13 protein-coding genes are annotated in these 14,569 nt (G+C 66.1%); 6 read left to right on the top strand and 7 right to left on the bottom strand.

Translation table 11 applies throughout. The annotated features are described in order from the left end of the window. Positions 1 to 298 precede the first annotated feature (298 nt). Both ACZ43N_RS41010 and ACZ43N_RS41005 read left to right on the top strand, forming a co-directional pair. Entirely contained in the window at positions 299 to 979 is a 681-nt protein-coding gene (locus ACZ43N_RS41010) for a hypothetical protein (protein WP_468104712.1), read from the top strand. A gap of 38 nt (positions 980 to 1,017) precedes the next feature. After that, positions 1,018 to 1,779, top strand: a complete 762-nt coding sequence (locus tag ACZ43N_RS41005) for a transposase (RefSeq protein WP_468104711.1) — start codon at positions 1,018 to 1,020, stop codon at positions 1,777 to 1,779. Positions 1,780 to 2,060: 281 nt separating this feature from the next. Here ACZ43N_RS41005 and ACZ43N_RS41000 read toward each other — a convergent pair whose 3' ends face one another. Beyond that, entirely contained in the window at positions 2,061 to 2,543 is a 483-nt protein-coding gene (locus ACZ43N_RS41000) for a hypothetical protein (protein WP_468104709.1), read from the bottom strand. 1,224 nt (positions 2,544 to 3,767) lie between these two features. Between ACZ43N_RS41000 and ACZ43N_RS40995 the strand changes: the two genes are divergently transcribed. Together ACZ43N_RS40995 and ACZ43N_RS40990 are read left to right on the top strand one after the other, a co-directional pair. Next, on the top strand, positions 3,768 to 4,349 hold the full coding sequence (locus ACZ43N_RS40995; RefSeq protein WP_468104707.1) for a hypothetical protein: 582 nt from the start codon (positions 3,768 to 3,770) through the stop codon (positions 4,347 to 4,349). Between the two features lie 312 nt (positions 4,350 to 4,661). Further along, positions 4,662 to 4,940: an NPCBM/NEW2 domain-containing protein gene (locus ACZ43N_RS40990; RefSeq protein WP_468104706.1), complete on the top strand. Its 279-nt coding sequence runs from the start codon at positions 4,662 to 4,664 to the stop codon at positions 4,938 to 4,940. On the opposite strand, the gene ACZ43N_RS40985 is transcribed toward ACZ43N_RS40990, so the two are convergent. From ACZ43N_RS40985 to ACZ43N_RS40965, 5 genes are all read right to left on the bottom strand, one after another. Continuing rightward, a complete protein-coding gene (locus ACZ43N_RS40985) occupies positions 4,870 to 5,967 on the bottom strand; it encodes a WD40 repeat domain-containing protein (protein ID WP_468104704.1) in 1,098 nt (365 codons plus the stop codon). The two genes, ACZ43N_RS40990 and ACZ43N_RS40985, sit on opposite strands and share 71 nt — an antisense overlap. Positions 5,968 to 6,249: 282 nt before the next feature. After that, on the bottom strand, positions 6,250 to 6,579 hold the full coding sequence (locus tag ACZ43N_RS40980; protein ID WP_468104702.1) for a hypothetical protein: 330 nt from the start codon (positions 6,577 to 6,579) through the stop codon (positions 6,250 to 6,252). Then, positions 6,579 to 8,603, bottom strand: a complete 2,025-nt coding sequence (locus ACZ43N_RS40975) for a hypothetical protein (protein WP_468104700.1) — start codon at positions 8,601 to 8,603, stop codon at positions 6,579 to 6,581. Before ACZ43N_RS40975 ends, ACZ43N_RS40980 begins: the two co-directional genes overlap by 1 nt. Beyond that, positions 8,600 to 9,445 (bottom strand): hypothetical protein, encoded by an 846-nt coding sequence (locus tag ACZ43N_RS40970; RefSeq protein ID WP_468104699.1) that lies wholly within the window; start codon positions 9,443 to 9,445, stop codon positions 8,600 to 8,602. The genes ACZ43N_RS40975 and ACZ43N_RS40970 overlap by 4 nt, the downstream gene beginning before the upstream one ends. Before the next feature lie 102 nt (positions 9,446 to 9,547). Beyond that, the gene (locus ACZ43N_RS40965; RefSeq protein ID WP_468104697.1) at positions 9,548 to 9,910 is read right to left on the bottom strand and encodes a hypothetical protein; all 363 of its coding nucleotides are present in this window, start codon (positions 9,908 to 9,910) and stop codon (positions 9,548 to 9,550) included. Between the two features lie 450 nt (positions 9,911 to 10,360). Here ACZ43N_RS40965 and ACZ43N_RS40960 point away from each other — a divergent pair, with 450 nt between their 5' ends. Then, on the top strand, positions 10,361 to 10,708 hold the full coding sequence (locus tag ACZ43N_RS40960) for a YaaC family protein (protein WP_468104695.1): 348 nt from the start codon (positions 10,361 to 10,363) through the stop codon (positions 10,706 to 10,708). Then, positions 10,705 to 11,415, top strand: a complete 711-nt coding sequence (locus ACZ43N_RS40955; protein ID WP_468104693.1) for a YaaC family protein — start codon at positions 10,705 to 10,707, stop codon at positions 11,413 to 11,415. Before ACZ43N_RS40960 ends, ACZ43N_RS40955 begins: the two co-directional genes overlap by 4 nt. A 126-nt stretch (positions 11,416 to 11,541) precedes the next feature. Here ACZ43N_RS40955 and ACZ43N_RS40950 read toward each other — a convergent pair whose 3' ends face one another. Next, on the bottom strand, positions 11,542 to 14,052 hold the full coding sequence (locus ACZ43N_RS40950) for a helicase associated domain-containing protein (RefSeq protein WP_468104691.1): 2,511 nt from the start codon (positions 14,050 to 14,052) through the stop codon (positions 11,542 to 11,544). Positions 14,053 to 14,569: the final 517 nt, after the last annotated feature.

Here is a 14,569-nt window from a genome sequence, read left to right as displayed (position 1 = left end):
GTGGTCTGTGGTTTTCGAGCTTTCTGCTGAGCGTCTCGCCGAACCGCCCGCCTGTCATCACCCACACGGGTGGCGCCCGCTCACACCACGGCGGCCTCCTTCTCCTGCCGCCTGGCCTTCACCAGAGCGGCGAGCGGGGACCGCCGGCCCTTTCCGACGTTGCGCAGCTTAAGGGCTGTCCCGTAATCGATCTTCGGGTGGCGAGTGACCTGGCAGGAGCGCTGGTGCTTCGGTCGGTCAGCGCGTCGTGGGTAGCACCTACCATGCCCTCGTGACGCGACCGTGGACGGTACGAAGGATGGCCGAGCAGTTTGTTGAGCTGCTCGGGATGGCTCCTACCAGCATCGATGGCGGCGAGCTGAAGTTCGTCCGGGGAAGCCTGTGCACCACGCTTTCGATCTGGAAGGACCGTTACGACCGGTCGCTCTTCGGCTGGATGGTACACACGGACTACTGCGGTCTCGGTGACCGGATGGACGGCTTTGGTGGAGTGGGCATCCGGATCGACCACCACTCGCCGTCCGGCGACGCAGGTCCGACTGACATCCCTCCCGCTGCCTGCTACCCCTGGCCGGCGGGCAGTGCTCCGCTCGCCTCTGCAGTCTCCGCCGGCGTCACTTACTACGGGCCGCCGTCCCTGCGCTTCGTCCGCGACTCCCACGACCTGGGACTGCTGCTCCTGGCGGACACCCATGTTCACCGGGACGGGGTCTGGTCGTTCGCGTCGGCCAACAACGAGCCGGGACGACTTGCGAAGGCCATCCTTCTGGCTCGTCAGTGCGGTGATCAGGATCTGGAGCGGGCCGCTGTCGCTAAGTTGCGGAACCGCGGCGAGGAACCGGTGGCTCGTCGCCCCGACTACCTGATCCGGCAGGCCGTCGCCGACTGGTCCAGGCAGTATGCCAAGGCCACGGGCATCGATCTCAGTGACCTGGCCAAGCTCAAGCGGAAGCGCCCTCAGTACCCCGACATCCCGTAGCTCAGTACGGCTCCTCGGAGCCGGGAGATGATCTCGCCGTGATCACGGCATCGGAGCCCCGCTGGATAAGCCCGTTCACCGGGCTCAGCCCGCAGCAGTTCGGCACGCTCATCACCGCTCTGCGCAAGGAAGGCGCGGTCCCGGTACGCAGGGGACGGCCGTGGGGTCTCCCGCTGGAGGACCGCGTGCTACTGGTCATCGCGTACTGGCGGACCAACATGACACTGCGACAGCTCGCGCTCCTGTTCGGGATATCGAAGTCGGCCGCCGACCGCATCATCGACCACCTCGGGCCTGCCCTCGCTCTGCGCCAGCGCCGGCGGTTTCGCAAGGATGCCGTGCTGATCGTGGACGGCACCTTGGTCCCCACCCGCGACCACAGCATCGCCGAGCGTTCGAAGAACTACCGATACTCCACCAACCATCAGGTCGTCATCGACGCCGACACCCGGCGCGTCGTCGCCGTCGGTCGGCCCCTGCCGGGCAATTGCAACGACTGCAAGGCATGGGAACTGTCCGGCGCGAAGGCCGCCGTCGGCAGGACAACCGTGATCGCTGACGGCGGCTACCGCGGCACCGGCTTGGTCATCCCTCACCGCCGGGAACGCGACCAGGCCGAACTACCGACCTGGAAAGAAGAGCACAACGCCTCCCACCGCAAGGTCCGCGCCCGCGTCGAGCACGTCTTCGCACGCATGAAGACGTGGAAGATCCTCCGCGACTGCCGCCTCAAGGACGAGGGCGTCTACCACGCCATGCTCGGCATCGCCCGCCTCCACAACCTCACCCTCACAGCGTGAGGGGCAGCGTCGCTGGTCAGTCGGCATGCCATAGATCATTTACGGGACAGCCCTTAGGAACAGTTCATCTGTCTCAGCCGCCAATCTGTCTCATCAGCTCACTGGAGGCGATCAAAGGAAGGCTCCTGCGGTAAACGTCGGCCTGTCTCAAAGACTTTGCCGTTCCGTAACCGCCTTGCCGCTCATCAGGTGCCGCAAGCGCCTCCAGCGCGCAGATTGCCAACGAGGGCGCCGTTGCGAACGGCACACCAAGCGGCATGTGGCTCAGCGGATGAACCGTGTCATCCCTTGAGGAGCACTAGATAGCCCGGTTGAACGCCGTCGATCGTTTCGATGGCCGTACCAGCGGTGACCCAGACACTGGTGGGCTGTTGTCCGGCAGGGATCTGGAAGACCCCGTGCACCGGTCCGTGGCTGCCGGGGTTCAGCCCAAAGGCCGGGGCGACTTGTCCCTTGCTGTTGAAGTACTGCTCGTAATCCGAGGCGTAGTCGGCGTCCTTCTGCGACTGGGTGTAACGAGTGTCACCAACGTTCAGGCTCACCCTGTTGTCGGAGTTCCAGACCGCCATGCTCTTGCCGACGTTGAGCGCGTCCATGGTCAGGACGCAGAACTGTTTGCCAGCCTCGGGGGTAGGGGTCGGGGTTGGTTCACCGACCGACTCGGCTGCAAATGCCATGACGGCGCTGTCCAGCGGCTTGCCGCAGGACACGCTGCGTACGGTGAACTGCCAACGGTGTGGATCGTCGGCGGTGTCCTTGGCCAAGACCGTGACGGTAAACGGCTCGCCCGTCCGCACTGTGCCGAGCACCTCCGCGCCCGGCGGCGCTCCATCCGTGGGGGCGCTGGGGGTGCTGGGGGGCGCGGTCCCTCCTATGGGAGCTTCTTCGGAGTTGTCGGAGCAGGCGGCCATGGCCACGAGCAATACAGCCGCAACGACGGTGTGGGACACCCTGAGGCGCGCGTCCATACTCCTCATGCTCACCCTGCTGCCACCAGTGCGCACACCCACAGCAGGATGGGGACGGCCAAGAGGCTGCCTGACCGGCGTGTGACCGGACGGGTCAGCCTGCGACCGGGCTGGCGGGGTGAGGAGGATCCAGTGCGGTGCCAGGAAAATCGGCGAGCCGCGAAGATGCGCAGATTCTGCAGCCGTGATGAGCTGGATGATGCTCATTTCTTCCTTCGGTGCCAAGTTGAAAAGGATGCGTTGATGATGGAGCTGTGGTGACCTGGAGGAGGCTGCACCGCCTCGCCCCTCAGAGGGCCTTAGCTAGGACGCAATCACTAGCCTTCAGGGATACGACGCCATGAACAGAACCTGGCCACTGATCCCATTGCTGGTTATCGGGACCTCATCCTTTGCTATGGCCTCGTGCGGTAGCGAAGATGGGACTGCGGAAGCGCCGTCTACCGTCACCAAAACCACGACTGCGACGAGTACGGCTACGGTAACGGAGACTCCGCCAGAAGAGACGACGTCATCACCGTCACCTTCGTTTTCAACCGTAGATGAGTTCACTACGGCAGTGCGGACCGATGTCGGAGAAGACTGGGATGACCAAGCCATCTTCGTTTGGTCGAACGATATATGCGACAAATACAACAATAAGGGTGCCGCCTGGCAGGAGCTGCTCGATGAATGGACGGATCCGGACACATATGGGTTGACACAGGCGCAAGCTGAAGTCTTCATAACGTATGCACTAGCCGCATGTTCTTTTCCGGAAGTATCTAATGCCTCCCCAGGTTCCTAAGCTGAACTCGGGAAGATTAATTGCAGGCACGCCGGTGGGTAAGTATCGCAGGCACCTGTGTCCAAAACCTAATCTTTCCACTTGTCGGAGTGTACCCAGAGCAACAAATGCTTGCGGGATCGTCACCGTAATAGGTGTCGGAGTCAACTGATGGTGGAGCGAACAGGCTATTTTCCTTGACTCGTCCGGGACCGGATTACGCCACGGGTGTCGTGAACCTCCTGGGAGGACGCATGACGATCTCAGCTCGCCGCCCCCGCTACTCGCTGCGCTGGAAGGCGTCACGCGACTGGCCTCTGGCCGCAGCCGCAGGCTCGGCGCTTCTAAGCTTCATCATGCTTTTCCCACCCTGGCTGACGGGTGGAGGCGACAGCGAGAACGCCTTCGGGGAGGACCTTCAGTCCGCAGGGCCGGCCCTAATAGTCGTCATGGCGCTCGCCACCATCGCCTTCCTAGCCATGGCCGTGGCAACGACCAACAGACGGTACCTAAAGGCGGCACTGGTGCCATCTTCAATCCTCCTAGCTATTTACGTGGTGAAGGTTGCGGATGTGTCCGACCTGGCAGACCTGTACAGCCGGCTGGCGGCGTCGTTCACTGGTGCGAGCGTCGGCACCGGCGCCGGACTGTGGCTGGGCTTTGTCTTCGCTCTCCTGACCATGTTGTTCGTCCTTTTCGCCCTGGCCTTTAAGTGGGGGACAGGAGACGCCCTTGTGTACCCCGAGTTCAGCGCGCCACAGCAACGTCGTCACGGCGCACCGCCGGATGACTCACCTGATCCCACTGATGAACCTCACAACAGAGGCGACCGATGAGGACGAGGCGACAGCCAGGGCGCTCGGCCACACGCTGGTTCCGGGCGGTGACCATGTGTGCTACGACCACTGCGGCGGTGGTGGGGAAGCCGGCCCCGCCCAGAGCACGCGCACTGTCACCACAACGCCGCCTACCGTGACCGTGACGGCAAGCGAGCCGTCGAGGCAGCCTGAGCCCGAGTCCACGAGCCCAGCCTCACAGACTCAATACCTGAGTGAGTTGGAGCCGCTTACCTCCACGCAAGGGGGTGGACACCAGCGCAGCCGAGGTAAACGGCAAAGGGTTCGCCCGAAGCGTGACGCTCACTGCCAATGCTGCAGGCCGCTGAATACAACCTTGGCCGTCATTGGGGCACCTTCACCGCCACGGTCGGACTGCGAGACGATTCACCCACTGGGGGAATTCTTACGTTCGAGGCAACGGTAGATGGAATGGAGAAATACGAGAAGAGGATCCGCCTCGGTGAATCACAGAAGGTCAAGCTTGACCTAAAAAATGCGCTGCGCCTCAAGCTGGCCATCACGTACACCGGCCAAGACGCTGGAAACTACTACTACGGAAGCTGGGGCGACGCGCAACTGGGACGATAGTCGATCCGAATGCGAGGGCTAACTCAGTTGCCACACGCGCAATGTTCCCCAGTGCCCAATACTGGCCAGCAGGGTTCCATGGGGGTTGTTTGTCGTCGCCCCCGCTGGCGAGCAGGGTGCCCTCGGGGTTGAATTCCAGTGGACCCACCGAGTCGGTGTGGCCGGTGAGAGTGGCGACGGTCTTGCGTTCGGTGACATCCCACAGGCGTCTGGTCTTGTCGCTGCTTCCGCTAGCGAGAAGGGAATCCTTGGGATCGAAAGTTACCCCATACACAAAGTCGGTGTGGCCGGTGAGAGTAGCGACGTTTTTTCGCTTGGCTACATCCCATACGGAGACCGTCCTAGAGCTGCCGCCTGCGCTGGCGAGTAGGGCACCATCAGGACTGAAAGCCACCTCGGAGTCGGCAGGGCCTGTGAGGGTGGCGGCAATGGCTTGATCGCCGATGTCCCAAATGCGTACGGCGTCTTCCTTTGCGCTTGCTAGCAGAGCGCCGTCAGGGCTGAAAGCGATGCACCAGACGGGTCTGTTGTCGGTGAGGGTGGCAGTGCCGCTCTCGTTTTCCACATCCCATAGGGTGATTGTTCCGTCGTGGTTTCCGCTGGCAAGCGTGGTGCCGTCGGGAGAGTATGCAAGTGACTCGACTGCATTATTCGTTGGGGCGCTATCAAGAAATGTGGGATTGGCGAATACTTCCTTGGTGGAAACGTTCCAAAGATCGATAGTGTCGCGCTCCCCTCCGGTAGCGATTGTTTTACCGTCAGGGCTAAACGCAACGGCATAATCCGGTCCGCTGTCAGGAGTCTCATGTTTCAGCGTCGCCCAGAGCTGTGCAGTCGGAATGCTGGGACTTTTTGGCGGTGGTGAGGTGGCCTGCCGTGAGCTATTGCTGCTACATGCAGTGTAAAGGGTCGTCAGCCCGCCCAGGATGAAGGCCCTGCGGCCAAGCTCCCAGTAGGCAGGGCGGGAGGTCCCGCTGTCGCGCAAACTGCGTTCTTTAGGTCCTCCAGGCATGTCCGCTTTACCCATGGAAATGAAGCTAGCAGCGCCCGATTGAGCCTGCATGCCTGCTCCGCCAATGGGGCTATGCTGCCCTTCCTTTATAGAGCCACCGGTGCATAAGGAGCGACCTAAGGTGGCCCTGATGCTTGTATCTGCTGTCGTATCGAGGGTGGGCCTGCCGCGGTGAGTCCGGCAGCGGGCCTGGCAGCTTCTGTCGAGCTGCGACGATGTCCCGCCGCCTGATGTACGGATGATGTGCTCAGTTGGCGGACGGCAGAGGTGCGAGTCTGCGGTCGCTGTCGCGCTTCCTCAATGCCTGGTTCTCGTGACCGTCGCGAGGGCGTCGAGCTTGCCGTTCAACAGGGTGATCTCGGCTCTCGCCTCACGAAGCTGTTTGCGGAGTTCGGTGATCGTCTCGTCCCGGGCGACCTCGCCGGGGGTGCGGAGGACGGGTCGGGTGACCTGGGCGTTCCACTCGGCGAGGATGTCGTTGGCGCGGTGTACGGTCGCGTGGCTGACCTGGGCTTCTCGGGCGAGGTTCTCCTTGGTGAGGGCGCCGTCGGTGTGCAGAGGTTCGCCGGCCAGCAGCCGGGCCATAGCCTCGCGGAGCTTGGTGGCGGTCTTGGCGGACACCGGCATCAGGGGGTGACTCCTTCGTGGCGAAGAGCGCGGGTGATGCGCTGGACGTCGGCGAGCCGGATCAGGACGGCTTCGCGGCTGGGTGGTGACAGGGTGGGGTCCTGGGCTCTGGCTGTGAGGTCGTTTTCCTCGGCGGTCCAGATGGGAGCATGTCGTGGGGTGATCACGGAATTGCGGCAGTGGTCGGGTTGGCAGGCGCCGATCAGAGGGGCTGTGCCGCGCTGATCGGCGGGCAGTTCGTTCTGGCACTCGGCCTGCGGGGCGTCGAACATGCAGTGGTTGATAGTCCCCAGGTGGAGGTTGGTGAACTGGGTGGCCAGCAGTGCTGCCTCGGCCTGTTCATCGGCGATCTGCGCCCGTAGGGCGGGGTCCTCGTTCATGGTTGCGATGACCTGGTCAAGGCCGGCGTGCAGCCGGTCGGCGCCGGGCCCGACTGCGACCTTCTCGCCTGTCCGGCGGGCCCTGAGCAGGTCGACCAACCGGAGTGCGGCGGCGTACTCGAGTTGCTGGTCGAACTCCTTGGCCCACGTGGTGTCACTCGTCGCAGTGACGAAGACGTAGCAGGCTGCCCTGAGCATGCGCAGCTCGACAGTCAGTTCCGCCTGGGTGATGTGCGTGCGCCAGGGACGTGTCGTGCTGTCCTTGCAGGTGATGAGGGCGGCGTCAGGGCAGGGCTGGGGGATTGACCAGTAGCGGTTGGCGGCCATCACCACGGTTCGCCCTGCGACGACGGCATCCGCGACACGTTGGCGCCGGGCCCGTCCCGACGCCGCATGCGAGGTGAAGCGATCGCCGGTCGGGATGCCCCAGATCAGGCGGGCGAGGGTGCTCCAGATCACCGTTCCCGCCTGGCCGACGCCGTCGTCGGCCGACCGGATGGGAACGCGGTTGTCCGGGTTGGCCAGCCACTGCCGGAGCTCCTCGTCGATCACGGCTGCGGACGGGCGGGCGCCGGCGGGGGCATGGCGGGGAGCATTCATGACGGCTGCGGCGACTTTTCCCCGGACCGAGTGCGTGCGGCCCAGGGCGACCACGGCGAGGACGGACGCCCGGCGGGCCAGGGCACGTGCACGTGGCGAACGGCTGTGAGTGGCAAAGATGCTGTCCCGCTGTCCTTCGGTGATCAGCTCACTGAGAACTGTCCAGATGGGGTCGCCTGCCTTGGTGCCGTGCCGGTTGACGGCGTGAACCGGCACGCAGTGGCCTGGGTCGGCCAGCCAGGCGGCGATCTGGGCATCGGTGTCGTCGGCGGTCCTGGCGACGTGCCGACGAGGTGGTGCCCCTTGGCCGAGCTCCACGGCCAGGTGCTCGAAGTGCTCTTTCCAGCGCAGGATGTCGGGGGCGAAGGTGTGGACGTACGTCCAGGCGGCGCGGATCAAGGGCCACCAGGTCTGCGGTGGGATGGTCGGGGTGGCCAGCGAAGCGTCGTCCGTGGTGGCGTTGAGCACTGCCTGCCGTCCGAGCTCGGCGGCGGAGCATTCGTCCCACGGGTCGTCGAACGGCGTGACGCCGGTGACCACCGCAGCGAGTTCCCGCAGCGTACGGACGGCGCCCACGTGGTTGGCCACCGTCGTGTCGCCGACCGTCGCGGCCAGCTCGTCCAGGAAGGACTGCCAGTCTGCCGCAGCCCAGCGGCCCGGGTCCGCCGGAAGGCCCTGCCGCCGTCCCCACCTCAAGATCACCCGCAGCTTCTGGCAGCACATCTTGACCGTCGGGAAGGCTGCTGGCTCGGCCGAACGGTAGATGGCCGCCTGCCGCAGGACTCGGTGAGTGGGGTTGAACTGGGCAAACGCGATCTCCCGCAGCTGCAGGGTGATCAGCGGGTCCTCCGGCGCGAAATGGATCTTGTACCGGGTGGGAGGCTGGTTGGCGGGGCGGCCGATGCAGTCGCCGGACCAGAAGCCGGTGTCGCCGAAGCGCGGGACGACAATGCCAGCGACGAGCCGGTAACCGGGGCCGAAGACCGGCTCGTCGTCGCGGAAGCGGGCCGAGACGGCGGCTCGGAGCGCCGGCTGAGGGGTCATCGGTCGAACTCCGTTCGCTGGCCCAGCGGCAGGTCAAGACGAAGGCCCAGGTCAAGGACCTGCTGACGGGCGGCGGGCAGCAGGTCGGCGCATTCGGTGAAGACTTCCTGCAGCGCGGCTGCCTGGCGTCCCCAGACGGCCTGCCACTGGGGCGGAGGTAGCGCGGCCCGCATCCGCTCGATGTGATCGGACAGCATCAGCAGCCGCGGCAGCTGAGACGTGAAGATCACCGCGTTGCGGCAGAGCATGCACATCGTCGGCGCAACATGGCATACCTTGCCGTCACTTCGGTGGGGAGAGTCGTAGGGGTCGCGGCAGTGCGTGAGCCCCATGTCCAGCTCGCCCGTGCGCATCGCCTTCGCTTCCGTCGAGCTCAGCCCCAGCGACTCGGCGACCTCGCGCTCCTCCAACTGGGGCTCGGCGGCGGCATCGACGAACACCGGCTTTTGCGCGACGCGTTGGAATACCCACTGCTGGGACCGGTTGATGGCCACTCCCGCTAGGACGTGCGCGGTCGTGCCGTGGGCGTAGTGGCCGCGGTAGATCTCGACGTGGTGGTCGTCGCCGGCCAGGTCACTGAGCGAGCCGCCCAGGACGACCGCGCGGACCACCTTGGCCGTCTTGCGCAGGCGCCGGACATCGTGCGGTCGCGAGATGATCAGCATCTCCAGAAAGAACGAGCACAACGGCTCGGCCGGACGCATTCCGAGATCAAGGAAGAAGGGCGTGCCCTCCTTCACCGCCCCCGGCCGCTGTACGTACGCCACCGCATCGAGATCGACGCCCGGCGGTGCCTCGTAGAACCGACGCACCTTGCCGTGAGACACAAAGAAGTGATCCACCCCAACTCCCTCTGAGACAACAAGAGGTCAGGAAACCTAACGGTCTCCCCGCTCTCCCGGTGTCGCCTCAGATGGCACATGAGACAGCCAGGGATCCTTGTCCTAACGCAGCTGCTCCCAGTCGACCTCGGGGTGCGCACCGGGCAGCGCGTCGACGGACGCCGTGGTGAACAGCGGGACCATCACCGCCCCGGCCCGCGACGTGCCGAAACGCACCTCACGCCGTTCCGCCGGCCGTACCCACAACAGGTCGCGCATGTAGTCGAAATCGACCCTCCTCACGCCCAGCCGGGCGGCGGCCTGGTCCGGCCCGAGCGGCGCTTCGTCGGCGAGCCGCTGCGCGAGGCCCTCGAGGCCGCAGACCTCCGTCACCTGGTCGGGGTTGATCAGCACGGCCTCCGGGTTCGCCGTCAGGTCGGTCAGCAGCCCGCAGGCGACGAGCCGGCGCACCGCGAAGGCGCTCACGACCGGCGGTTCGTCGGGCACGTTCGGCGTGCCCAGGGCCCGGGCGATCCGGTCCGCGGCCGCTGCGGCGGAGATCGGCTCGTGGGGGGAGCGAGGCCCGGATCGCGTCCGCGTCCATCGCCTCCACAGTGGCCCGCGACCACTGGTAGGAGGAGGCGTCCGGAGCCGGGACGAGGCCGGTGTGCCGCGCCCACCGGAAGGCGGCGATCGGCACCCGGAGACGTCCGGCGGCCTGGCTTTCGTCGTACTCGGTGCGTCGTGCCATGGGGGATCTCCCTCTCTCGTAGTCTGCCCGGAGCGGGCGAACAAGACCGTGACAGAACATCTGAAATCCTGTCAAGAGCCTTTAAATTTGGTCAAGTTGGACTCATTCGCTTAGATCCGCGCCCGCGTACGCGAGGGAAAAATTCACCCTGCGGCGTCAACTCGACAGCGGGTAGCGTCCCGGCCATGCACAGCGATCTCGACGCCGATGAGGCGTGGGAGCGGCTGCGGGCCAGCCGCTCCGATCCGCCGGCCAGAGCCAACACCGGCTCCCGCCGCAAGACGTACTCGGCATCCCTGGAGCAGGCTCAGCAGCTGTTCCGCGCCGCCGCCGTCGTGGGCCCGGCCACGAGCCCGGTCCTGGCCTTCTACGGCCTCAGCCAGGCCGGCCGCGCCATCACGGCCGCAGCCTGGTCCCTCAAGGGCGAGGACTGGCGCCTCGACACCCACGGGATCAAGACCACGGGGTTCCACCTGCCCTTCCCCGACATCGAGATCCGCACCGATCCGCCGGAACCCAGGGCAGCTTCGTGAAGGTCAGCGAGGTCCTCGACTCGCCGGTGTGGGAGACGGACCCGCTGCGTCTGGAAGACGTCTGGGACCTGCTGCCCCCCAACCTCCGCTACCCGCTCACCACCAGGGACCGGCTCACCCTGCTGTACACGGTCGGGGACGACGTCGGCGTCGGCACGCACGAGCACTCCCTGCTGAGCGTCCCCGTATGCGACATCCCCGACCGGGTCATCGACGCCGGCACCCGCGAGGCGCTGGCCGACTTCCTCACCTCCTACCCGTCCGTCGCCCAGCACGAGAGCTACGTGACCACCCGCGCCCTCACCCTCGGTCCAGAGGCGCCTCTGGAGTACACCCGCTACAACCACGGCGGCGGCGAACTGGTGATGAACTGGCTCATGCCCGAGGGCATGGGCACCGGATTCGACGGAATGGCGACCAGCACCGAACGGCTGGCCCACCTGCGGACCCTGACCCGCGGCTACGCCGGGCTCCGGTACTTCCTGCCCGTCCTGGGCTCGATGAAGCGGGAGCTACACCCTCTGATGGCCTGGTGGGCCGTGCTGTACGCGCTGTCCATGCTCGCCCGCTACCAACCCGCGGTCTGGGGCACGCTCATCAGCGTCGACACCAGTCGGCACGCGGTCCCGATCGAGCGGCTCCTGGAACGCGCCCTCAACCACCTGCCCGTCCTGATCTCGGACGCCATCACCGAGGTGAGCACCTGATCCAGAGCCAGCACAGCACGAAGCCCCGGGCTCACACCCGGGGCTTCGCTGCTCCTTCTGGGATTCACCGGCTGAGACGGATGCGCGGCCCCCACGCGAACTCGAGGTCGTTCTTCCCGCTCATCGTCAGGACCACCGCATCCCGATCGCGGACAGTTGCTCGCGCCGGTCCTCCGACAGCGTCGCCGCACGCGAGCGCTGGTTGCCGATCCATGCCCCCAGACGGAACTGCAGTTCCCATCCCTCGTCCGAGAGCATGGTCTCCACGTGCTTGCGGGGGACGTTCAGATGTCCCTCACGCTCGTAGAACTGCTTCGCGGCTGCCAGGTTGGCGGCCCACTTGTCGGCCTGCGTACGGCGCGGCTTGGGCTTCTCCTCCTCGGTGGCGGGCTCGATCCCGAGGACCTGCTCCAGCATCCACTGCTGCACTCCGGTGAGCTTGTCCCAGCCCAGCCGCTGGGCGCGCACCCACCGCCCGAGGTCCTCGCCCTGGCGCAGGACGTCACCCGGCTCGGTCGGCAGCGCCCCGCCTTCGTCCAGGTGCAGCCGGGTGAGGTGAAACGCCCGCTGCCACTCCACCGGCCACGTGGGGCACCACGAGGCATCGATCTCCTCCAGCTGCTCGCGCCGATCCTCCGACAGCGCACCAGCCACCGATCCCACTGGCAGGCCCTCGGCACGCCGCTGCTCGATGTCCATCGCCTTCCGCGCGGCGGCCCGGGCGTTCTTGAGCCAGATGCCCACCTTCGCGCCCTGGTAGGTGGCGTCCAGCGGCGCCAGGAGGTGCCCGTTCTCGGCAGCCCAACCGCGGGCGGCGGCCAGGCCCTCCTCCCATGCGACGTCGAAGTGCGACCAGATCATGCCGAGCTTCTCCAGCTGCTGGACGCGGTCCTCGTCCATGTCCCCGCGGGCGTAGAAGCGGCGGGCATCCGCGATCCACTGCCCCAGCGGGAAGTTGGCGAGCGAAGCCGGCCACCCAGCTTCCACCGCCTCGGGCTCCTTCGGCACGCGGTACGTGAACGGCACCTTCAAGTCGCCGACTTCGCGCGCGTACAGCACGGAGGCCTCGATGCCGCGCCGCCAGTGCTCGTGCTCGGGGTTGAGGACCCGCAGATTGATGAACGCGGCCAGCTGCGCCGGGTCACGCGGCGTGGAGAACTTCAGCAACGCCTTCGCCGACGCGGACGGCCCACCGTCCCCGCCCCCGCTCTTCTCCTTGCCCTTGGCGTCCTTCTGGACGGGCTTGTAGCGGCTCGGGGCCTGCTGTTGGGCCAGTTGTTCGACGATGCGGGTGTCGTGCGCCCTGAGCGCCTCCAGCAGCTTCGCCAGCCCGCCAAACGCTCGGCTGGTGAGCATGTTGTCCGCCGTCTCCCCGGGCGCCAGCAGCACCGGCACCACGAGAGAGGCCATCTTGCCCTCGCCGGGCTGCATCCGCAGCGCACGACCCACGGCCTGGACCAGGTCGGGCATCGAGCCGCGCACGTCCGCGAAGTACACGGAGTCGCAGTTGCGGGTGTCGACGCCCTCGCCCAACACCTTCACCGAGCTGAGGAACGCCTTCTCCACCACCGTGCCGTCCGTGGCGATGAGAGAGGAGAACTCCCCGAGCACGCGCCGGCGGTGGAGCGCCTTGTGATCGCCGCACAGCCAGTCCGCCCACACTGTCGCCGGGTACAGCTCGGGATCGGCGGCGTGCAGCTGCGCGGCGACATCCGGGACCCCGGCCGAGAAGGCTTCGGCTTCCTTGATGACGTGGTGGAACACGAGAGTGCGCTTGAAGGCTTCCTCCGCTGAGGCCTTCACCAGGGCCGTCTGGAGTGCGGCGAGCCGGGCCCCGCGCATCTCGTCCGACCGGCCCTTGGCACCCAGCAGCATGGCGGCCTGGAACTGCGTGTCGGTGATGTCCACGCACACCACCTGGTACGGCGCACAGATGCCCCGGTCGATCGCCTCTGACAGCGTCAGCGTGTAGCAGCGGCTGCCGAACGGCCCGTCCGGGTCGTCCTCCATGCTGGCCACCAGCTCACCCGGCGCACCCTGCTCCTGGTCCTCGTCCAGCTGCCACAGCCGGGGCGTGGCCGTCATGTACAGCCTGCGCAGGGATGGGATGCGGGTGTTGTCGTGAACGACCGCCCACGGCTTGCCGATCCGGCCCGAAGTCCGGTGCGCCTCATCGACCACGATCAGGTCCCACGCCGAAAGGCCGGCGGCGTGCGCCCGCTCCAGCGTGCCCAGACCCAGGCTGGCGTACGTGGCGTACACGGTGACCTTCTCCAGGCCCCTCGTCCACTCCACCAGCTCGTCCACGTCCGTGGTGTTGGGGAAGGATACCTCCTCACCCCGCAGGGAGGAGACCCCGATCATCGGCCCCCTGCGGCCGCCCTCGCGCCACGCAGACTCGGTCTGGGCGAGCAGATCCAGCGAGGGCACGAGGACCAGCACACGGCCCGCGTGGAGCTCTTCGGCGCTCCGGACCGCCACCCGGGTCTTCCCGGACCCGGTCGCCATGATCACCTGTGTCCGCAGACCCCTCTCCGGCACCAGAGATCTTGCAGGGAGTTCGAGGGCACGGAGGACCGCGTCAATGGCTTCTCGCTGGGCGGCCTCGCGCTGATCTGCGCGGTTCGTGGTCGACATTCCTGTCTGCTTTCTCCTGGGTGATGCCCGGTTGGTTCGAGTGAGGTGAAACGGGAAATCTGCACGTAGAAGCGCCACAAGGGCTACGGTGGGAGTGGCGCGGGCGGTTGGCTACTCTGCCTCACCGAAGCGCTCGCAAGGGTCCTAAGTGGATCTCGATAAGCCTCAGAGCGTTCCAAGGGTGGTGCGCTCTGAGTCCATAGTCTATCTCGTGCTTAAAAATGAAGCAGCAACAAGGGAGAAAATCCCTCGAACGTGGCGCGATTCGTTAGTCTGGCCCTATCGGAGCCGGAAAGCAGCCTGACGGGAGGTCACGTGATCGTGGTTTCAAGTCCACTCTCAGCCCAGCTTTTCCATGCCACCCTGACTCTCCGTCACCCCCTCCGATTCCCCCGATTCGCCCCGCGCCCGCATTCCCGGCCCCGCCTCCCCCTCTCACTGCTGCTGCTTTTCCGACCGGTTCCCCTGCGGGCGGGGAGTGTTGGGGCTGGAGCGGAGCGGAGGCCCCGGATCGGGC

Source organism: Streptomyces sp. NPDC030814 (assembly GCF_055572155.1).
This window is presented reverse-complemented; position numbering and strand designations above follow the sequence as displayed.

What these genes read in the sequence shown, in the direction of transcription:
- ACZ43N_RS41010 (WP_468104712.1), top strand. Translation starts at nt 299, where the DNA reads ATGGCCGAGCAGTTTGTTGAGCTGCTCGGGATGGCTCCTACCAGCATC.
- ACZ43N_RS40995 (WP_468104707.1), top strand. Translation starts at nt 3,768, where the DNA reads ATGACGATCTCAGCTCGCCGCCCCCGCTACTCGCTGCGCTGGAAGGCG.
- ACZ43N_RS40990 (WP_468104706.1), top strand. Translation starts at nt 4,662, where the DNA reads ATGCTGCAGGCCGCTGAATACAACCTTGGCCGTCATTGGGGCACCTTC.
- ACZ43N_RS40985 (WP_468104704.1), bottom strand. Translation starts at nt 5,967, where the DNA reads ATGGGTAAAGCGGACATGCCTGGAGGACCTAAAGAACGCAGTTTGCGC.
- ACZ43N_RS40980 (WP_468104702.1), bottom strand. Translation starts at nt 6,579, where the DNA reads ATGCCGGTGTCCGCCAAGACCGCCACCAAGCTCCGCGAGGCTATGGCC.
- ACZ43N_RS40975 (WP_468104700.1), bottom strand. Translation starts at nt 8,603, where the DNA reads ATGACCCCTCAGCCGGCGCTCCGAGCCGCCGTCTCGGCCCGCTTCCGC.
- ACZ43N_RS40960 (WP_468104695.1), top strand. Translation starts at nt 10,361, where the DNA reads ATGCACAGCGATCTCGACGCCGATGAGGCGTGGGAGCGGCTGCGGGCC.
- ACZ43N_RS40950 (WP_468104691.1), bottom strand. Translation starts at nt 14,052, where the DNA reads ATGTCGACCACGAACCGCGCAGATCAGCGCGAGGCCGCCCAGCGAGAA.